We start from the raw sequence: 20,373 nt of genomic DNA on the forward strand, positions 1-20,373 counted from the left end.
ACTCTTTGCGCGGGCTGAAATGGCGCTTTCTCTTGCACATTTGTTTCTGTTCGTAGCAGTCATCAGCACAGGTGTGCAGAAATTCGTAATGCCTTGATTATCCTGGTTTTGGCTACGCAAAATTGCAGCCGGTTTGCGGCGACACTTTTGTGATAAAAGGCGCGGCAGATCACATTTAATTTCGACGTTGCCGCATAACCCTGTTTTTCCTCGCTAAGAGGTAAGGTATATTCCGCGTTTTAGAGGAGAACTTATGCTGCCCGACTCATCCATCCGTTTAAATAAATACATCAGCGAAAGCGGAATTTGCTCTCGTCGCGAAGCCGATCGCTATATCGAACAAGGTAACGTTTTCCTTAACGGTAAACGCGCCACCATTGGCGATCAGGTGAAGCCTGGCGACGTTGTAAAAGTAAACGGTCAGTTGATTGAGCCACGCGAGGCAGAAGATCTGGTGCTGATCGCACTGAACAAGCCGGTGGGCATTGTCAGCACGACGGAAGATGGCGAGCGCGATAACATCGTCGATTTCGTCAACCACAGCAAGCGCGTGTTCCCGATTGGCCGCCTGGATAAAGATTCTCAGGGGCTGATTTTCCTCACCAACCACGGCGATCTGGTCAATAAGATCCTGCGTGCCGGTAACGATCACGAAAAAGAGTATCTGGTTACGGTAGATAAACCGGTGACGGATGAGTTCGTGAGCGGCATGGCGGCGGGCGTACCGATTCTTGGGACGGTGACGAAGAAGTGCAAAGTGAAAAAAGAAGCACCGTTTGTGTTTCGCATCACCCTGGTACAGGGCCTGAACCGTCAGATTCGTCGCATGTGCGAGCACTTTGGCTATGAAGTGAAGAAACTGGAACGTACGCGCATCATGAACGTCAGCTTAAGCGGTATTCCGCTGGGCGAGTGGCGTGATTTAACCGACGATGAGCTCATCGACCTGTTTAAACTTATCGAAGGCTCCTCTTCGGAAGCGAAGCCAAAGGCGAAGGCCAAACCGAAAACGGCGGGCATTAAACGCCCGGTGGTGAAGATGGAAAAAACCGCTGAAAAAGGGGGCCGCCCGGCGTCCAACGGTAAGCGTTTTAACTCGCCGGGGCGTAAAAAGAAAGGACGTTAATCAGCGTCTGCCGCGCGTTGGCGTACTTGCTGACCAGGAAAACGACGCTTCCGCATCCGGTTTATAAGCCTGCTTTTTCTTCAACTGGCGGGCTTTCTTCGCTTCAGCTTCACGCTCAACCATCAACTTATCGATGTACTCTTTCTTGATGCTGTTGGTTTCGGCGTTGGTCAACACGCGGCCATGCGCGATACGGGCGCGATCAAGCAACGTTTTCAGTTCACGCTGCTCGCGTTCGGTCATCTCTTTTTGGGTGATGCGGGGGAGTGCCATGATGGTGCCCTCAGTTAGCCAGAGAGTCCAGTGTACGGGAAATTAGCTGAGAGCAGAATGGTTTAATCGAATCGCCAGGTCAGGCGAGGCGAGCGTAGTGTATTTTCTTTTCCGGCCCGATGATATCCATCGACTTTTCGTTTTGGCCGATTGCAGCGAGCTTACGGCCATCAATGGTTGACCAAAATGCTAAGGCACGTGTTGCAGCAGCCCTGACGTCGACGGCATCAATTTTTTTATGGGTTATGGTCATGATGACTCCTGTATGAATTTTGTCCATCGAACATCACTTTAACTGAAAATAGTTCGCATCACAAATAGGGAGAATAACGCGACATTCAGTACGCAATATCTTGTGCGTTGAGCGTTCTTCTTCGAATGGTCTCTTTTATATCAATGACTTCAGCAGACATTTTATTATAGCCGTTGGCGACTTGTGCAAAGTCATACGCACGATAACGCGGCTGAGCGTCCGGAACCGGATCACAAATGAAAACCTCGCTTAATCCGAGCATGTCGCAAAAAGTGGTTGAGTAGATGAGGGCAATCGTCAGGATGTTTCCCGTTAGCATACTCACTTCATGCGCAATAAAGTTTTCCAGCATACAAATTGCGAATTCATTTCTTCTGGAATCGTACTTACAGAGGATAACCGCATGCAGCGAACCCGGTGTTGATCGGTCGGTGAGCTTGAGATGGATATCCAAAATACCGTTGCTGATACCACCGCAATAATGGCGTATCCCCCATGACCAGTTGAGAGAACTATCTGCAACCCCCGCAGCTAACAGAGATTTATCTTCTGCGCTTTGGATGTCTACCGAAATGGAGCGCCATCCCAAAATCAGAATGATTTCCTGAGTGATATTAAGACAGTAATGATGAATTTCATGAATTGATAAGTTGCTCATCCGTGCTGCATCCCTCTGCCAGCGATCCTTGTACGAATCTTATCGCGGAGCGTTATCTACACGAGATTTGCAATAAAAATCCGGAAAGCGCCTCGCAAAGAATTTCTGGACAGAGCATAAAGCCCGGCAAGTTCACCTCACCGGGCCGCAAATCATCCCTCTTTCACCGCATCCCGCGCCTTCTCATCAATCGGCTTCCCGGACCAGTAACCCGCAAGCAGTGAGCCGGAAAGATTGTGCCACACCGAGAACAGGGCGCCGGGCAGCGCCGCGAGTGGGCCGAAGTAGATTTTACCCAGCGCAGCCGCGAGGCCGGAGTTTTGCATCCCCACTTCAATCGCCAGCGTGCGGCAGGTGGACTCATCAAAGCCAAACAGTTTCCCACCCCAGTAGCCGCCGAGCAGGCCAATCGTGTTGTGCAGAATGACGGCGATAATCACCACAAAACCGACCGAGGCGATGTGTGAGGCCGAACCGGCCACCACGGCGCTGATGATCGCCAGAATGCACACCATCGAAAAGGCGGGAAGAAAAGGCTCTACGGCTTTCACCACGCGCGGGAAGAGGTGGTGCACAATCAGCCCCAGGCCGATAGGGATCACCACGATTTGCAGAATGCTCAGCAGCATGCCCATTACATCAACCTGAATATGCGCATCGACGTACAGACGGGTGAGCAACGGCGTGGCAATTACGCCAACCAGCGTTGAAACAGAGGAAATGGTGACCGACAGCGCGACGTCGCCTTTCGCCAGATAAATCATCACGTTGGATGCTGTACCGCTCGCCACGCTGCCAACCAGCACCATCCCGGCAGAAAGCTCCGGGGGCATCTTAAACAGCAGCGCCAGCAGCCAGGCGGCGAGCGGCATCACCAGATAATGCAGAAAAATCCCCGCCGCCACCGGTGCCGGGCGTGAAAGCACGCGCTTAAAATCGTCCACTTTGAGATGTACGCCCATGCCGAACATAATCAGCATCAGCAGAGTCGGCACCCACGGGCCGATGGCTGTGAAGGTGGGCGGCGTGTAATAAGCAATAACGGAGAGCAGCAGCGCCCATAACGGGAACAGCCGGGTCAGAACAGCGAGCATGTTGTATTCCTTGCGATAGCGTTGTGTTTGCATTGTTTGTTATAAAAATGGCCGGGTTCGAGCCCGGCCATAGGTATTGTTTATCGCGAGGAAGGGGATTATTCAAACAAATTATGCTCATGTTCCCCTGTGAATACTCTCCCAGCTCAATCCAAAACGTGCCAGATATTTACGTAATCGATCGGCGTCGTTAGGGTTGGCCTTTTTCTGCCGGGAGACAGCAAACAGCATTCTTCCTGCTTCTGAAAGCGATGCGCTGGTACGGCATACGTCCAGAACGGTCTCCAGTTGGCGCTGATCAAAGAGATCAATTTCCTGATTAACGATTGTCGTTTCACCTGTGGTTTGCCACTCTGCCTTTAAGCGAGCAATTTCTTCATCGACGACAGCGAGCGTTATGCGCCCCTTCTCTGCAAGTGTTGCCATACGCGTGATTGATGCGCTTAATTCCCTGAAGTTTCCACGCCATACTGCTTGTTGCGAGCAGGCAAAGGAGAGGTAACGCTCACGCGCCTCTTTATCGAAACGCACCTGTGATTGTTGTTCACGCGTAAATCGCCCCAGTTCATACTCAACGTTGGGTGCGATATCTTCCCGCCGCTGTATCAGTCCTGGCAGTGCGAAACTCCACATATTAATACGGGCGTAAAGGTCTTCGCGAAAACGCCCCTCGGCGATCCATTGGCGCATATCGCGATGGGTGCCGGCAATCAGTTGAAAATCGCTATGCACCTCTTTATCAGAGCCAAATGGGAAGAAGGTTTTTTCCTCAATGGCTTTTAACAGCATTGCCTGTTCGTCCAGCCCCAGTTCGGCGATCTCATCAAGAAATAGCACGCCGCCATCGGCTTCCCGCAGCAAACCGGCGCGAGGCGTTAATGCGCCGGTAAATGCGCCTTTGACATGCCCAAACAGCGTGGACATGGCGTTATCGCCGCGCAATGTGGCGCAGTTGATGGCCACGAATTTTCCGTCGACCCGATGACGCGACTGACGAAGCTGAAATATCCGTTTTGCCAGAAATGACTTCCCGGCACCGGTCGGCCCGGTAAGCAAGATCGGCGCACTGGAACGCAGGGCCACGCGCTCAATCTGGTCAATCAGTTTGTTAAATGTGGCGTTTCGCGTCTCGATACCGGCTTTCAGAAAAGAGACCGATTGCTGCTGTTCGTGCTGAAAACGACTGGTCAGGGTGGCGTAACGACTTAAATCAAGGTCGATAACCGAGTACTCGCCTGCTGCGATGGCTTCATCAGATGAACCTTTCGGCGCCGGGCTGGTTTGCAGCAGGCTGGCGGGAAGATAGCGAGCCTCCGTGAGCAGGAACCAGCAGATTTGCGCCACATGCGTACCGGTGGTGATATGCACCAGATACTCTTCATTCTCGGTATCAAAAGGGTAATGCGTCGCAAAGTCGAGAAAGGCGGCGTAAACCTCTTCAAAATCCCACGGGTCATTAATCATCACGGTATGTGGACGCACATCGGTGCGAGGCGAGAGCAGGGCAACATCTTCTGCCAGCCGTTGCGCCATGTTTTCATCTCGTGGCTGGTGGAGTAATTCCAGGCGGTCTATGGGGAAATCAGCCTGCTGGCATAATCCTACCGTGGGCCGCCATTTCTTAAATCGGTTTGCTCGCTTGCCGCGTTTATCCAGGACTGTACCCAGGACGCCAATCACCACCCGCCGTTTTTTCATGGTTTATCCATAAAAATAAATATCGATATCAAAAGATAAAATTTTCCTGACGGGCAGGCAATGCCTGTTACGGACAGAAAAAATAAAACCATTATTAATCATATGATTATAAATATTTATCGTGATTTTCTTCTTCTGGCACACTTCTGGCAATTACGTCATAGGTCAACGTGCTGAAAATGCAGGGGATTAAAACCCCGCCGGCGCCCCAGGAACAGCTGAAGCTGTTTTCCCGAGAGCGTTCCGTCTCAGTCGATGACACGCAAGGGTTCGATTCCCGATTCATTTACTCAATGAACACTGGTTGTTATTCATCGAACAAAACCGTGGATTGTGCAGGTGGCAATTCGCAAAACAGGCTGCCGGTAATGATGCCGTGCGGCAGGCAAAAGGGAGTTTCCCTGTCGCTTCGCCTCTGCACTCGCACCTGGTTTTAAAAAGGAACAGAAAATGACGAAGAAAATCACAATACGAAAAGGTCAGTTGGGATTACTGGCAAAAAATGGCGATTACTACAGCGTGCTGGAAGCAGGCGAACATCGTTTATCCTGGTTCACCACGCCGGATGTGTTGGTGGTAAACCTGGACGGTGGTGAGGTGCCTGAAGTACTGGCGAACTGGCTGCGTCGCTATCAGCCAGAATGGGTTGAACGCTACTGCGTGATCGCGGATTTAACCGATTCTGAAGCGGGTGCCTTGTATATCAATGGCGTGTTGCAGGAGATTCTCGCGCCTTCCACACGTCGTTTGTACTGGAAGCCTGTTGAGGAGATGCACGTGATGCGTATGGATACGCGGCAGGTTCAGGTCCCTGCGGAGGTCATGAACGCGGTGTTACAGCCACGACGCAGTGGTGCGGTAAAAGGGCGCGATATTATTCTCACGGTATCTATCGCTGCATGGCATGTGGGGGTTTTAAAAGTTGATGGTGAAACACAGGCATTGCTGTCACCCGGATTGAGTGCCTGGTGGAAGGTGAATCACCTTGTGGAGGCAGAGGCGGTCGATACCCGACTTCAGGTTCTGGAAGTGGGCGGGCAGGAGATTCTGACCAAAGACAAAGTGAATCTGCGTTTGAATCTGGCGGCTAACTGGCGTTATCAGGATGTTTTACAGGCTTTTGGACAACTGGCGAAACCGATAGATCACTTGTACCGCGAGCTGCAATTCGCGCTACGTGAAGCCGTGGGAACACGCACGCTTGATGAATTGCTGGAAGATAAGCAGGTTATCGATCAGGTGGTGAGCGCACAGGTGAAAGCCCGTATGGCGCCATTGGGTATTGAAATCGCGTCTTTAGGCGTGAAGGACATTGTGCTGCCGGGCGAAATGAAAACCATCCTGGCGAAAGTCGTTGAAGCCGAGAAATCGGCGCAGGCGAACGTTATCCGTCGACGCGAGGAGACGGCTGCAACGCGTTCGCTTTTAAACACAGCCAAAGTCATGGAAAACAACCCGGTTGCGCTGCGACTCAAGGAAATGGAGACCTTAGAAAAGGTGGCTGAGCGTATCGATAAAATCTCGGTCTTTGGCGGTCTTGACCAGGTGCTACACGGTTTAGTGAATATAAAAGGGTAGAGTAAATGATGAATAACGGCGTTAACGGCGCGATGCGCGAGCGGGTGTTACGACAGCTCGAAGAGGTGGAGCGCCGTTATGATGTAAGGGTGCTTTTTGCCTGTGAATCCGGTAGCCGGGGCTGGGGGTTCGCCTCGCCTGATAGTGATTACGACGTGCGCTTTTTATATGTTCACCCGCCGGAATGGTATTTGCGGGTTGAGCCCCAGCGAGATGTGATCGAACTGCCGATAGATGATGAACTGGATGTTTGTGGTTGGGAGTGGCGTAAGGCTCTTGGGCTACTGAAAGGGGCAAATCCGACGCTTATCGAATGGCTGGATTCGCCAATCGTTTATCGGCAGGACGATGTGACATTTTCGGCGCTGAAAGAGCAGATCCCTCATTGGTTCTCACCGCTTCGCGCACGCTGGCACTACCTCTCAATGGCGCGGAAAAACTTTCGTGGTTATTTGCAGGGGGATGAAGTCAGATTGAAAAAATACTTCTATGTACTGCGTCCGCTGCTGGCAGTTCGCTGGATTGAAGCGGGAAAAGGTGCTCCACCGATGCGCTTTGCCGAGTTGTTGGCAGGTAGCGATCTGGAGGTGTCATTGCGTCGGGAGATAGACGAATTGTTGATGCGTAAAATGCGCGCAGGTGAAGCGGAATATGGCATGCGGCGTCCGTTGTTGCATGCATTCATCCACTCGGAACTGGCGAGAGGCGAAGTGACGCCTGCGTTGCCAGATGCCCGAACGGGAAATGTCAGCGCGCTTGATAAACTGCTTTATCAAACGGTGATGGCATGAACAAATTGCCCGAAAGCGATAACGCTTGTCGGGCAATATTCGGTGCCAATTTATTCAAACAAATTCTGATGCAGCTTCTGCACAACCTGTTCGGCTTCGCTACCTGGCACCAGGAAGCACAGATTGTGGCTGGATGCGCCATAGCAAATCATGCGGATGTTGAATGGTTCCATCACCCCGAATACCTCTTTGCCGACACCGCAGGCTTTAGAGAGGTCGTTCCCAATCAGCGCGACCAGCGCGAGATTTTCTTCCACTTCGACGCGGCACAGTTCGGAAAGCTCCATCAGCAGCGACTGAGTCAGCAGCGTATCGCCGGTGGAGGTTGAACCGGTGGTATCCAGCGTTAACGCCACGCTCACTTCCGAGGTGGTGATTAAATCGACCGAGATATTATGACGCGCCAGAATGCCGAAAACTTCCGCCAGGAAACCGCGCGAGTGCAGCATATTCAGGCTATGCAGGGTTACCAGCGTTTGTTTACGACGTAGAGCCAGCGCGCGGAACAGTGGTGGATTCTGCGTTTTGTTGCACACCAGCGTGCCGCCCGCTTTCGGATCTTTGCTTGAGCCAACAAACACTGGAATATCGCTGCGCACGGCCGGCAGCAGCGTGGCCGGGTGCAGCACTTTCGCGCCGAAGGTCGCCATTTCCGCAGCTTCTTCAAAGGCGATTTCATCAATGCGTTTAGCGGCAGGGACGACGCGCGGGTCGGTGGTGTAGATGCCCGGAACATCCGTCCAGATATCGACGCGGGTGGCGTGCAGCGCTTCGCCCAGCAGAGCCGCAGTGTAGTCGCTGCCGCCACGGCCCAGCGTGGTGGTGCGGCCTTTGGCTTCGCTGCCGATAAAGCCTTGTGTGATGACCATGCCTTCCGCCAGACGCGGGGCCAGTTGCTGGGTTGCCAGCTCGGCCAGCGCGGCAACGTCCGGTTCGGCGCGGCCAAAGCGATCGCTGGTGCGCATCACTTTACGCACGTCAAACCACTGCGCCTGCACATCCCGCTGGCGCAGCACTTCAACGAACAGCAGGGTGGACATCAGCTCGCCGTGGCTGACCAGTTCATCGGTCAGCGCAGTTGAGGTGGCCAGAGAAGCCGCTTCCGCAAGCGTGGTGATATTTTCCAGCAGGCGTTCCACTTCTTCTCGGATCACGTTCGGGTTCGCCAGGCGTTCCAGAATGGAGAACTGGATTTTGCGGATGGCATCAAGTTTGGCGAAGCGTTCGGTGGCTTCCAGCCCTTCGGCCAGCGCAACCAGCAGATTGGTCACGCCTGCGGAGGCGGAAAGCACCACTAAACGGACGCGGGAATCGGAGAGGACCACGTCCGCGCTGCGGTTCATGGCATCAAAATCGGCTACGCTGGTGCCGCCAAATTTGGCGACGACAAAATCTGTCATTGTGTACTGCCTCGTGTCAGGGGTTCCTTTTTTCAGCCTTGGCACAAGGGAAGAGCGGTATACAGGGGGACGCAGAAACTACGATTTCCCCAGAAGTGCTCCACCTTGCGAAACGCCGGACTGCCAACGTTTCTGGTGACAACCCAGGGGATTCAGCCCCTGTAGCCGATAGCGAACGTGACCAGGCGTTCAGCCACCTCGGCGTTACTCCCCCTCACGTATCTTTCGCGGACTGGCTCCTGAAATACGATTACCTGGGCAACGCGCCTCTTCTGGCCTGCGCCATGTGCAGGTAGTGCCTTTATAAATAAAGGCTTAAGCCACCCCTGTCAACGCTGGGGTTATGCGGATTTTTCATGCAAAAAGGGGTGTCAGAAAAAACACTTATGACAGCTATACTTTTTGCGACTTTATGCCTTGTTTGTTGCCTGTAACACTAAAACGATCACAAATTTTTGTAACTGGCGCTACAATCGAGGGCAGTAACGATTCTCAAATCAGAAGGGTATTGCTAATGAAAAACATCAACCCAACGCAGACCGCTGCGTGGCAGGCACTACAGAAACACTTCGATGAAATGAAAGATGTCACTATTGCCGAGCTGTTTGCCAAAGATAGCGACCGTTTCAGCAAGTTTTCCGCTACGTTTGACGATCTGATGCTGGTGGATTTTTCCAAAAACCGCATTACGGAAGAGACGCTGAGCAAACTGCAGGATCTGGCGAAAGAGACCGATCTGAGCGGCGCGATTAAATCGATGTTCTCCGGTGAGAAGATCAACCGCACCGAAGACCGCGCCGTGCTGCACGTGGCGCTGCGTAATCGCAGCAATACCCCGATTATCGTTGACGGCAAAGATGTGATGCCGGAAGTTAACGCTGTGCTGGATAAAATGAAAGGTTTCTCTGAAGCCATCATTTCCGGTAGCTGGAAAGGATACACCGGTAAAGCGATCACCGACGTGGTCAATATTGGTATCGGCGGTTCCGACCTCGGCCCGTTCATGGTGACCGAAGCGCTGCGTCCGTACAAAAATCATCTGAATATGCACTTTGTGTCTAACGTCGATGGTACCCACATCGCGGAAGTGTTGAAAACCGTTGACCCGGAAACCACCCTGTTCCTGGTGGCGTCTAAAACCTTCACCACGCAAGAAACCATGACCAACGCCCACAGCGCGCGCGACTGGTTCCTGGCGACTGCGGGCGATCAGAAACACGTGGCGAAACACTTCGCGGCGCTTTCTACCAACGCCAAAGCGGTGGGCGAGTTTGGTATTGATACCGCCAACATGTTCGAGTTCTGGGACTGGGTGGGCGGCCGTTACTCTCTGTGGTCAGCTATCGGCCTGTCGATCATTCTCTCCGTGGGCTTCGACAACTTTGTGGAGCTGCTCTCCGGCGCGCACGCGATGGACAAACACTTCTCCACCACGCCTGCTGAGAAAAACCTGCCGGTTCTGCTGGCGCTGATCGGCATCTGGTACAACAATTTCTTCGGCGCGGAAACTGAAGCGATTCTGCCGTACGACCAGTATATGCACCGTTTCGCGGCGTACTTCCAGCAGGGCAACATGGAGTCCAACGGTAAGTATGTTGACCGCAACGGCAACAAAGTGGCGCACCAGACCGGCCCAATCATTTGGGGCGAGCCGGGTACTAACGGTCAGCACGCGTTCTATCAGCTGATTCACCAGGGCACCAAAATGGTTCCGTGTGACTTCATCGCGCCGGCTATCACTCACAACCCGCTTTCCGATCACCACCCGAAACTGCTGTCTAACTTCTTCGCCCAGACCGAAGCGCTGGCGTTCGGCAAATCCCGCGAAGTGGTTGAACAGGAATATCGCGATCAGGGTAAAGATCCGGCAACGCTGGAACACGTGGTGCCATTCAAAGTGTTCGAAGGCAACCGCCCAACCAACTCCATCCTGCTGCGCGAAATCACCCCGTTCAGCCTGGGCGCGTTGATTGCGCTGTATGAGCACAAAATCTTTACTCAGGGCGCTATCCTGAACATCTTCACGTTCGACCAGTGGGGCGTTGAGCTGGGTAAACAGCTGGCAAACCGTATTCTGCCGGAACTGAAAGATGGTAGCGAAATTAGCAGCCACGACAGCTCTACCAACGGCCTGATTAACCGTTATAAATCCTGGCGTGCATAAGTCGTCTTAATCTGAAAATGCCGGCGTAATAGCCGGCATTTTTTTATCGGATAAATCCCCTTGTCCGTGATCTCAGCTGAAAATTACCGATGAGCATATTCCTAAAACATAAAAAGACCTGAATTAAATAAGGTCTCATTTTCGGATATTACGCAGGGTAATAAAAAGAACACAAATCGTAACCTGTTGATTTAATGTTCTTTATAATCAATAAATAATACTTATCTGTTTCTTTTTTCTCATTTTCTTAAAATCCCTTGCTCACTTCCCCCAACGCTAATTCCCGGTATTGAGTTGTGTATACTCGATGACGCCTGAATATTTCAGGTATACCCGCTTATTTTCAGGTTGTATGTGCGTGAGCCACGCATGTATTTCATGCCGACTTTCACTCTGCAACCCGGAATTCCCAGGGTATGTACCTCCATTTATTCAATGAAGGGAAATTGTTATGAAGAAAATCCTCTATGGCATTTTTGCCATATCTGCGTTTGCGGCGGCATCCGCGTCAGCAGCACCGGTGGAAACCGGTGACGCGGCGGGCTCTGCGGCGACGTCTGTCTCCGCGGGGAGTTCTACCGCGACCAGCGCCAGCACCGTGAGTTCTGCGGTGGGTGTCGCGCTGGCAGCGACAGGTGGCGGTGATGGCTCCAATACCGGAACCACGACCACCACAACCACCAGTACCCAGTAATACGGGTGCGTTTACCCATAACCACACTTCGGTGTGGTTATTTTGCCCCTTCGGAGAAACGTCGTGAAGCGACTTGCCATTATCACTCTTTGCCTGCTGCTTCAGGCGTGTTCATCCAGCACAAAAGGGCTGGGAAAATCGTTATGGGATAGCCTGTTCGGCACGCCCGGTGTGCATCTCACGGCGGACGATATCCAGAATATGCCCTACGCCAGCCAGTACATTCAGCTCAATAACGGCCCGCAGATTTTTGTGGCGCTGGCTTACTCGGAAAACGGCCAGCACAAGTGGGTGACGCAGGATCAGGCCACGCTGGTCACGCAGCACGGTCGTATCGTCAAGACGCAACTGGCGGGCGATAACCTGCTGGATGTTAACAATCTCGCCAGCGACCCGTTAGCCAAACCTAATCAGGTGGTGGATGACGCAAGCTGGACGCGCACCATGGGATGGACCGAACACCGCCAGGTGCGCTACGCCACCGCGCACTCCACCTTCCACTGGGGCGAGCGCGAAACGCTGACCTTAGCCGGAAGCGAGACGCCGGTCCGCGTGCTGGAAGAAACGGTGACCACCGACCAAACAAACTGGCGCAACCGCTTCTGGATTGATGACGAAGGCCAGATTCGACAATCAGAACAATACCTTGGGGCGGGCTATTTCCCGGTGAAAACGACCCTGATCAAGGCCGCAAAACAATGAAAAAAATCACGCTCATCGCAGGACTTTTCTGCGCCATCTCGGGTGGCGCTTTCGCAGCAGGTACAGTGGATGTTCATCGTGAAGGCGAGGCAAAAACACTCACGTTGACCAACGCCGATCACCTGGCGGATCTCGTCGCACAACCACGACTCGCCGGAAGCTGGTGGCGCGGCGCGGTGATCGCCGAACAGCAGGCGACTACGGTTGCCGAGCAACAGCATCAGGTATTGCTTGCCGCGTTAAGCCGCGCGGCGATGGAGGCGAGCGGAACCGATGCTGCCGCCATTAACGCCTTACGCCAGCAGCTTCAGGCTATCAAAGTCACGGGGCGACAGTTTGTCTCGCTGGACCCGGATGAGGTTCGCATCGGCGAAGGGAAAAATCCGCCGCTTCAGGGGAAATACAGCCTGTGGGTGGGCAATGAACCCTCGACGATTACGCTTCTCGGTTTGATCAATCGCCCCGGCAAAGTGGCGTTTACGCCCGGTCGCGATGTTGCCAGCTATCTCAAAGAGGTTGATCGACTGAGCGGCGGCGAGCGCAGCTACGCGTGGGTGATTTATCCCGATGGCCGCACGCTGAAGGCCCCCATCGCCTACTGGAACCGACGTCATATTGAGCCGATGCCCGGCAGCATCGTGTTTGTTGGCTTTGCCGATTCACTGTGGACGAAGAAATACGATGAACTCAACGTCGCCATTCTTCGCTCCCTGTCGCAGCGGATACCTGATTAATGAAGAAAAAATACCTCTATAGCCTGCTGGCGCTGGGCGTCAGCGCCGCGTGCCATGCCGAAACGTATCCGGCGCCCATTGGCCCTTCGCAGTCTGATTTTGGCGGCGTCGGCCTGCTGCAAACGCCTACCGCTCGAATGGCGCGGGAAGGGGAAATCAGCCTTAACTATCGCGATAACGATCAGTACCGCTACTACTCTGCCTCCGTGCAACTGTTCCCGTGGCTGGAAACGACGCTGCGTTATACCGACGTGCGAACCAAACAATACAGCAGCGTCGATGCGTTCTCGGGCGATCAAACCTATAAAGATAAAGCCTTCGACCTGAAGCTGCGCCTGTGGGAAGAAAGTTACTGGATGCCGCAGGTCTCCGTCGGCGCGCGCGACATCGGCGGTACCGGGCTGTTTGACTCGGAATATATCGTTGCCAACAAAGCCTGGGGGCCGTTCGATTTCTCCCTCGGAATGGGCTGGGGCTATCTGGGTACCAGCGGCAACGCCACCAACCCGTTCTGCTCTTACAGCGATAAATATTGCCACCGCGACAACAGCTACCGCGAAGCGGGATCGATGGACAGCAGCCAGATGTTTCGTGGCCCGGCGGCGTTTTTTGGCGGGGTAGAATATCAAACGCCCTGGCAGCCATTGCGCCTGAAGCTGGAGTATGAAGGCAATAACTACCAGCAGGATTTTGCCGGAAAACTGGACCAGAAAAGCAAGTTTAACGTCGGCGCTATTTATCGCGTTGCGGATTGGGCCGACGTTAACCTGAGCTATGAGCGCGGGAATACCGTGATGTTTGGCTTCACCCTGCGCACGAATTTCAACGACCTGCGTCCGTCTTACAACGACAACGCGCGGCCAAAATATCGCCCGCAGCCGCAGGACCCGATTCTGCAACATTCAGTGGTAGCGAACCAGCTCACGTTGCTGAAATATAACGCCGGATTTGCCGACCCGAATATTCAAACTAAAGGCGATACGCTCTACGTCACCGGCGAGCAGGTGAAATATCGCGACTCGCGCGAGGGCATCGATCGGGCGAATCGCATCATCATGAACGATCTGCCGGAAGGCATTCGCACCATCCGCATTACCGAAAATCGCCTCAACATGCCGCAGGTGACCACGGAAACTAACGTCGCCAGCCTGCAACGTCATCTGGAAGGCGAACCGCTCGGCCACGAAACGCCGCTGGAGCAGAAACGCGTCACGCCGATCGTGCCGGAAACCACCGAGCAGGGCTGGTATATCGACAAATCGAGCTTCGATTTCCATATCGACCCGGTGCTGAGTCAGTCGGTCGGTGGGCCGGAAAGTTTCTACATGTACCAGTTGGGTGTGATGGGCACGGCGGACTGGTGGGTGACCGACCACCTGCTGACCAGTGGCAGCCTGTTTGCCAACATCGCCAACAACTACGACAAGTTTAACTACACCAACCCGCCGATCGACTCGAAACTGCCGCGTGTGCGTACTCACGTACGTGAATACGTTGAGAATAACGTCTATGTGAACAATCTCCAGGCCAACTATTTCCAGTATCTGGGGAATAATTTCTACGGCCAGGTTTACGGCGGCTATCTGGAAACCATGTTCGGCGGTGCGGGCGTCGAAGCGCTTTATCGCCCGGTGGACAGCAACTGGGCGGTGGGTATCGACGCCAACTACGTGAAACAACGTGACTGGCGCAGCGCGCAGGACATGATGAAATTCACCGACTACAGCGTGAAGACCGGGCATCTCACCGCTTACTGGACGCCGCCGTTTGCTCAGGATGTTCTGGTGAAAGCCAGCGTCGGCCAGTATCTGGCGGGTGATAAGGGCGGCACGCTCGATATTTCTAAACACTTCGACAGCGGCGTGGTGGTCGGGGGCTACGCTACCATCACCAACGTTTCCGGTGATGAATATGGGGAAGGGGAGTTCACCAAAGGCGTGTATGTCTCTGTGCCGCTGGATCTCTTCTCCTCCGGCGCCACCCGCAGCCGTGCCGCGGTGAATTGGGTACCGTTGACCCGTGATGGCGGCCAGAAGCTGGGGCGCAAGTTTGATTTGTATGGGATTACCAGCGATAAGAGTATGAATTTCAGGTAATCACTTTTGTTGAAAGTGCCAGCCCCTGAGGCTGGCACGTCATATCACTAATGCCCGGTAGAGGCATCAGGAATACAGTTTATGCCCGGCTTCCTGTCTGGTATGTAGATGCGATAACACGGTGTTACATGGCTATCAGGATACGCCTGAATCTCGGCAATTTTGGCTGATTGCCCTTTTAGTGGGCTATGAACGTTGCTTGTGGGTAGCGCAGAGGACTCTGAATCTTCATCCAGTCCAACGGCGGAAGCATAAGAGCAGGTCATCAACGTTGATAACATCAGAGTAGTAAAATACCGCTTCATTTTCACCACCTTATCAAACGATTAGAAGAATGTTCCCGCAGGAACATGCATCATTATCTCGCATTAATCAGGCTAAAAAATCACCTAAAAGGGTGATTGTTATTGGTGTGATAAATTGGGTATAAGCAAAAAATGTAGATCCAGATCACATTTCTGCGTTATACAAGAGGCTCAGCCTGAACAGGAGATGCCGCCATGACATCACTCCCCCGTCCACGCGTCGAGTTTATCTCGACGATCTTACAGACTGTCCTCAACCTTGGGCTACTCTGCCTTGGTATGATTCTGGTCATCTTTCTCGGCAAAGAGACGCTGCACTTAGCCGACGTGCTTTTTGCGCCTGAGCGCACCAGCAAATACGAGCTGGTGGAAGGCCTGGTGGTTTATTTCCTCTATTTTGAATTTATCGCACTGATTGTGAAGTACTTTCAGTCCGGTTTTCACTTCCCGCTACGCTACTTTATCTATATCGGGATCACCGCGATTGTGCGCCTGATCATCGTCGATCACACCTCGCCGCTTGACGTGTTGATCTACTCCGGAGCGATCCTGTTGCTGGTGATCACCCTGTGGTTGTGTAACTCCAAACGCCTGAAACGGGAATAAAAAAATGGCGCTCCGAAGAGCGCCAAACAACAGTCACAAGTTAAGTCGAGGATTGCAGTGGCTTTTCCCGTTTCCGGGAGGGTAGAACGAGGGTATTAACCTTTCACACCGCCTGCCGTCAGGCCATTAACCAGCCAGCGCTGCGCCAGCAGGAACACGACGGTAATCGGAATGGCAGAGAGCACAGCGGCTGCGGCAAAGTCGCCCCACAGATAGTTTTGTGGGTTGAGATATTGCTGCATACCAACGGCCAGGGTGTAGCTGTCCACATCACGCAGCAGCAGTGACGCTACCGGTACTTCGGTGATGGCGGCGATAAACGACAGAATAAACACCACCGCCAGAATCGGTACGGAGAGCGGCAGCAGCACCAGGCGGAATGCCTGCCACGGGGTTGCGCCATCCAGTGCCGCCGCTTCTTCCAGCGAATTATCGATGGTTTCGAAGTAGCCTTTAATCGTCCAGACGTGCAGCGCGATACCGCCTAAGTAAGCGAAAATCACGCCGCCGTGGGTGTTCAGGCCGATAAACGGAATGTACTGGCCCAGACGGTCAAACAACGCGTACAACGCCACCAGAGAGAGCACTGCCGGGAACATCTGGAAAATCAGCATCCCTTTCAGCAGTGTCGCTTTACCCGGGAAACGCATGCGGGCAAAAGCGTAAGCACAGGTCGTGGAGAGGGTGACGATGCCAATCGCAGTGATGCCTGCAATTTTCACCGAGTTCCACAACCACAGCAGAACCGGGAAGGGTGGCGGTGTGACGCGGCCATCAGCGTGTTCTACGCTGAAGCCCAACGCCAGCCGCCAGTGCTCCCAGGAGATTTTTTCCGGGATCAGGCTCCCGGTGGCGAAGTTACCTTCGCGCAGTGAAATGGCGATAACCATCAGCAGCGGGAACATGATTGCCGCGATGAAGATCAGGAGTAACAGGTGCGTTGTAAACAAGCGCAGTTTCTGAGATTTCGGTTGTACCATAGCCATTGTCGTTATCTCCCTTAATCAAACTTCATACGCGTGGCTTTCAGGTTCACTATCGCCAGCGCACCGACCAACAGGAAGATAAGCGTGGCAATCGCTGCGGCGAGGCCGAAGTCCTGCCCGCCGCCGCCTTCGAAGGCGATACGGTAGGTGTAGCTCACCAGCAGGTCGGTATAACCGGCAGGCGTTGTGGTGCCGAGTCGGTCCGGGCCGCCGTTGGTCAACAACTGAATCAGAACGAAGTTGTTAAAGTTAAAGGCGAAGCTGGCAATCATCAGCGGCGTCAGCGGCTTAATCAGCAGCGGCAGTGTAATCTTGAAGAAGTTCTGGAACGGGCCTGCGCCGTCCATTGCCGAGGCTTCATACAGATCGTCCGGAATCGCTTTCAGTAAGCCCATGCACAGGATCATCATGTACGGGTAACCGAGCCACGTGTTGACGATGATAATCATCGAACGCGCGGTGGTCGGGTCGCTGAACCAGGCCGGTTTGATACCGAACAGTGCGCTCAGCATCATGTTGATTTCACCAAAGCTCTGGTTGAACAGCCCTTTGAAAATCAGAATCGAGATAAACGACGGTACGGCGTAGGGCAGAATCAGCAGCACGCGATAAATTGCTTTGCCTTTCAGGGACTCCCACTGTACCAGGCACGCCAGCACCATGCCGACGGCAACGGTCAGGATGACGGTCAGTACTGAGAAGACAATCGTCCAGATGAAAATCGCGAAGAACGGTTTCTGAATCCCTTCGTCGGTGAAGACGCGGGTGAAGTTATCCCAGCCGATGGTGACGGTATAGCCGGGGCTCAGCTTTTCGCCGGTCAGGTTACCGGCGGCATCGACCGCCTGATAGTAGCCTGCGTCGTTGTTCGGCAGATATTTTACGCCGGTTTGGTTGTTGGTCAGTTCTTCGTTAGCACCCAGCGTGTACAGCGCGCGAGTGCCGGAGAACTGACGTAAAGAACTCATCACGACTTTGCTTTCGTCAGGCAGAACGGCGGTTAACTGGTTCAGGGCCTGACGATTTTGGGTGATCACGCGCAGCGCCGCACGCTCGCCTTCCGGCAGGGCGTCCGTCTCTTTGAGCGTAATTTTCTGCTCGCCGCCCAGGGTAAAGGCGTCGGAGAGATAATTTTTGCCACTTTCACCATCGGTCAGCGCCAGCTGCCAGTCGTCACCCGCCGGGATCAGCGTGAAATTATAGGATTTCCCCGCCTGATAGGAGCGGTCCATCAGAACCTGCTGGGCACGTTCAAAGGTGAGCTGGTTAGTGCTGCTGTAGTTGGTGAAGGCGATGGCGATGGTGCATATCAGCGGAAACAGGACAAACAGCCCCATCCCGGCCATGCCCGGATAAACATAGCGCCAGGCGTACGCTTTACGATTGGCGAAAATATACAGGCCAGCAGAGCTCAAAATCAGCGTCATGATGGCGAACAGGTACTCCCCTTGTGCGTACATTAAAACTACAAGGTAACCCACCAGCAGGCCGAGCAGACCGATCGCTGACCATTTCAGCGTGTCGCTTTGCCACCAATGTTTCTTTTTAATGACATCCATGGGGATCTTCCTCTACAACGGTGAAACTTCCTGGCCGGAGATGTGCCGGATGGCGGCATAAATGCCTTATCCGGCCTACAATCCTCTGTAGGCCTGATAAGCGAAGCGCCATCAGGCACATCGACAGCATTACTTAGTGATACGGCCCTGCGCGTCTTTCAATGCAGCATCGACAGTCTGACGACCGCTTGCGGCGTTAATGACTGCGGTGCGAACGGCATACCAGAAGGCGGACATCTGCGGGATGTTCGGCATGATTTCGCCTTTCTGGGCGTTATCCATGGTGGCCGCGATACGCGGATCTTTCGCCAACTGATCCTGGTAAGATTTCAGTGCAACGGCGCCCAGCGGTTTGTCCTTGTTCACTTCTTCCAGACCCTGATCGGTCAGCAGATAGTTTTCGAGGAACTCTTTCGCCAGCTCTTTGTTCGGGCTTGCGGCGTTGATACCGGCGCTCAGCACACCGACGAACGGTTTAGACGGCTTGCCTTTGAAGGTCGGCAGCAGCGTCACGCCGTAGTTCACCTTGCTCTTATCGATGTTGGACCATGCCCACGGGCCGTTGATGGTCATCGCGGTATCGCCTTTGTTAAAGGCCGCTTCAGCGATGGAGTAATCGGTATCCGCGTTCATGTGTTTGTTTTTAATCAGGTCAACCAGGAAGGTCAGGCCCGCTTTCGCGCCAGCGTTGTCCACGCCGACATCTTTCACGTCATATTTGCCGTTTTCAAACTTGAACGCATAACCCCCATCGGCGGCGATCAGCGGCCAGGTGAAGTACGGTTCTTGCAGGTTGAACATCAGCGCGCTCTTACCTTTCGCCTTCAGCTCTTTATCCAGCGCAGGAATTTCTTCCCAGGTTTTCGGCGGGTTCGGTACGAGGTCTTTGTTGTAAATCAGGGAGAGCGCTTCAACCGCAATCGGGTACGCGATCAGTTTGCCGTTATAGCGAACGGCGTCCCAGGTAAACGGATAGAGTTTGTCCTGGAAGGCTTTGTCCGGGCTGATTTCAGCCAGCAGGCCAGACTGCGCGTAGCCGCCGAAACGGTCATGCGCCCAGAAGATAATGTCCGGGCCGTCACCGGTTGCCGCAACCTGCGGGAATTTCTCTTCCAGCTTGTCCGGGTGTTCAATGGTGACTTTAATGCCGGTGTCTTTCTCGAATTTCTTACCTACCTCGGCGAGGCCGTTATAGCCTTTATCGCCGTTGATCCAGATAACCAGTTTTCCTTCTTCGATTTTCGCGAGGGCTGAGGCGGAAAACATCATCGTGGTCAGAGCAGACAGCGCGAGGATGCGAGCGCCAGTTTTAATTTTCATATATCCCGTCCTTTTTGGTGATGTACTCGTGGATACACAGAGGTGGTTTTTACATTGTTGAGTCTCCTTTTTTAGCAACCTCTTTCCATCCTCCCTTCCTCTACGCCCCGGGGGGTGTTTATGTGATCTCTGTTACATAAATCAGAGTTATGAGTCCTGGCGCACATAAAAAACCCCCCGTTTTTGCAGGCCAGCTCACGATTTTCCCTGTAGCCCCTAACCCCCGGTGGCAGAAGGCGTTTTCTCATCCTCCCGCCTCCTCCCCCATAAAAAACAGGGGGGGTGGAGGATTCGCGACAACAAGGGATACCCCATAGTTCAATCCATCTTGAATGT

At 53.5% G+C, this 20,373-nt stretch carries 19 protein-coding genes and 1 riboswitch; of the genes, 9 read left to right on the forward strand and 10 right to left on the reverse strand.

Going from position 1 to position 20,373, the window contains the following annotated elements; all coding sequences use genetic code 11:
• Positions 1 to 253: 253 nt before the first annotated feature.
• The gene (gene rluF / locus AC1MKH_RS01255; RefSeq protein ID WP_276222200.1) at positions 254 to 1,126 is read left to right on the forward strand and encodes a 23S rRNA pseudouridine(2604) synthase RluF; all 873 of its coding nucleotides are present in this window, start codon (positions 254 to 256) and stop codon (positions 1,124 to 1,126) included.
• Here rluF and AC1MKH_RS01260 read toward each other — a convergent pair whose 3' ends face one another.
• The 5 genes from AC1MKH_RS01260 to rtcR form a co-directional block, all read right to left on the reverse strand.
• Positions 1,127 to 1,399, reverse strand: coding sequence for a YjbD family protein (locus tag AC1MKH_RS01260; protein WP_276222198.1), 273 nt, complete (start codon positions 1,397 to 1,399; stop codon positions 1,127 to 1,129).
• Between the two features lie 79 nt (positions 1,400 to 1,478).
• Entirely contained in the window at positions 1,479 to 1,652 is a 174-nt protein-coding gene (locus AC1MKH_RS01265; RefSeq protein ID WP_276222196.1) for a hypothetical protein, read from the reverse strand.
• Positions 1,653 to 1,737: 85 nt separating this feature from the next.
• A complete protein-coding gene (locus AC1MKH_RS01270; protein ID WP_276222194.1) occupies positions 1,738 to 2,310 on the reverse strand; it encodes a hypothetical protein in 573 nt (190 codons plus the stop codon).
• A gap of 152 nt (positions 2,311 to 2,462) precedes the next feature.
• Positions 2,463 to 3,404, reverse strand: coding sequence for a ketopantoate/pantoate/pantothenate transporter PanS (gene panS, locus AC1MKH_RS01275; RefSeq protein WP_276222192.1), 942 nt, complete (start codon positions 3,402 to 3,404; stop codon positions 2,463 to 2,465).
• A gap of 117 nt (positions 3,405 to 3,521) precedes the next feature.
• Positions 3,522 to 5,102, reverse strand: coding sequence for an RNA repair transcriptional activator RtcR (rtcR, locus tag AC1MKH_RS01280; RefSeq protein WP_276222190.1), 1,581 nt, complete (start codon positions 5,100 to 5,102; stop codon positions 3,522 to 3,524).
• A gap of 450 nt (positions 5,103 to 5,552) precedes the next feature.
• On the opposite strand from rtcR, the gene AC1MKH_RS01285 reads away from it, so the two are divergent.
• On the forward strand, positions 5,553 to 6,680 hold the full coding sequence (locus AC1MKH_RS01285; RefSeq protein ID WP_276222188.1) for a slipin family protein: 1,128 nt from the start codon (positions 5,553 to 5,555) through the stop codon (positions 6,678 to 6,680).
• Positions 6,681 to 6,685: 5 nt separating this feature from the next.
• Positions 6,686 to 7,471, forward strand: coding sequence for a nucleotidyltransferase domain-containing protein (locus AC1MKH_RS01290; RefSeq protein WP_276222186.1), 786 nt, complete (start codon positions 6,686 to 6,688; stop codon positions 7,469 to 7,471).
• A 50-nt stretch (positions 7,472 to 7,521) separates the two neighbouring features.
• On the opposite strand, the gene lysC is transcribed toward AC1MKH_RS01290, so the two are convergent.
• The gene (gene lysC, locus AC1MKH_RS01295; RefSeq protein ID WP_253898245.1) at positions 7,522 to 8,871 is read right to left on the reverse strand and encodes a lysine-sensitive aspartokinase 3; all 1,350 of its coding nucleotides are present in this window, start codon (positions 8,869 to 8,871) and stop codon (positions 7,522 to 7,524) included.
• Between the two features lie 85 nt (positions 8,872 to 8,956).
• A riboswitch (Lysine riboswitch) is annotated at positions 8,957 to 9,151 on the reverse strand.
• Positions 9,152 to 9,385: 234 nt separating this feature from the next.
• On the opposite strand from lysC, the gene pgi reads away from it, so the two are divergent.
• The 5 genes from pgi (at position 9,386) to AC1MKH_RS01320 (ending at position 15,261) form a co-directional block, all read left to right on the forward strand.
• Positions 9,386 to 11,035: a glucose-6-phosphate isomerase gene (gene pgi / locus AC1MKH_RS01300; RefSeq protein ID WP_276222182.1), complete on the forward strand. Its 1,650-nt coding sequence runs from the start codon at positions 9,386 to 9,388 to the stop codon at positions 11,033 to 11,035.
• Positions 11,036 to 11,486: 451 nt separating this feature from the next.
• Positions 11,487 to 11,729, forward strand: a complete 243-nt coding sequence (yjbE, locus tag AC1MKH_RS01305) for an exopolysaccharide production protein YjbE (RefSeq protein ID WP_015966345.1) — start codon at positions 11,487 to 11,489, stop codon at positions 11,727 to 11,729.
• A gap of 63 nt (positions 11,730 to 11,792) precedes the next feature.
• Positions 11,793 to 12,431 carry a YjbF family lipoprotein gene (locus tag AC1MKH_RS01310; RefSeq protein WP_276222178.1) on the forward strand — a complete coding sequence of 213 codons (639 nt, stop codon included), beginning with the start codon at positions 11,793 to 11,795 and terminating at the stop codon, positions 12,429 to 12,431.
• Positions 12,428 to 13,165, forward strand: coding sequence for a capsule biosynthesis GfcC family protein (locus AC1MKH_RS01315; RefSeq protein ID WP_276222176.1), 738 nt, complete (start codon positions 12,428 to 12,430; stop codon positions 13,163 to 13,165). The genes AC1MKH_RS01310 and AC1MKH_RS01315 overlap by 4 nt, the downstream gene beginning before the upstream one ends.
• The gene (locus AC1MKH_RS01320; protein ID WP_276222174.1) at positions 13,165 to 15,261 is read left to right on the forward strand and encodes a YjbH domain-containing protein; all 2,097 of its coding nucleotides are present in this window, start codon (positions 13,165 to 13,167) and stop codon (positions 15,259 to 15,261) included. The genes AC1MKH_RS01315 and AC1MKH_RS01320 overlap by 1 nt, the downstream gene beginning before the upstream one ends.
• A 47-nt stretch (positions 15,262 to 15,308) precedes the next feature.
• Here the strand turns inward: AC1MKH_RS01320 and AC1MKH_RS01325 are convergent, their stop codons facing one another.
• A complete protein-coding gene (locus tag AC1MKH_RS01325) occupies positions 15,309 to 15,566 on the reverse strand; it encodes a hypothetical protein (RefSeq protein WP_442961933.1) in 258 nt (85 codons plus the stop codon).
• A 195-nt stretch (positions 15,567 to 15,761) separates the two neighbouring features.
• Between AC1MKH_RS01325 and psiE the strand changes: the two genes are divergently transcribed.
• The gene (gene psiE, locus AC1MKH_RS01330) at positions 15,762 to 16,172 is read left to right on the forward strand and encodes a phosphate-starvation-inducible protein PsiE (protein WP_015966341.1); all 411 of its coding nucleotides are present in this window, start codon (positions 15,762 to 15,764) and stop codon (positions 16,170 to 16,172) included.
• Positions 16,173 to 16,267: 95 nt separating this feature from the next.
• Here the strand turns inward: psiE and malG are convergent, their stop codons facing one another.
• The 3 genes from malG to malE all read right to left on the reverse strand — a co-directional run bounded on the left by malG (position 16,268) and on the right by malE (position 20,037).
• A complete protein-coding gene (malG, locus tag AC1MKH_RS01335; RefSeq protein WP_015966340.1) occupies positions 16,268 to 17,158 on the reverse strand; it encodes a maltose ABC transporter permease MalG in 891 nt (296 codons plus the stop codon).
• A 14-nt stretch (positions 17,159 to 17,172) separates the two neighbouring features.
• A complete protein-coding gene (gene malF / locus AC1MKH_RS01340) occupies positions 17,173 to 18,717 on the reverse strand; it encodes a maltose ABC transporter permease MalF (protein WP_276222171.1) in 1,545 nt (514 codons plus the stop codon).
• A gap of 129 nt (positions 18,718 to 18,846) precedes the next feature.
• On the reverse strand, positions 18,847 to 20,037 hold the full coding sequence (gene malE, locus AC1MKH_RS01345; protein ID WP_276222169.1) for a maltose/maltodextrin ABC transporter substrate-binding protein MalE: 1,191 nt from the start codon (positions 20,035 to 20,037) through the stop codon (positions 18,847 to 18,849).
• Positions 20,038 to 20,373: the final 336 nt, after the last annotated feature.

The organism is Pseudocitrobacter sp. CD920760, assembly GCF_057782505.1.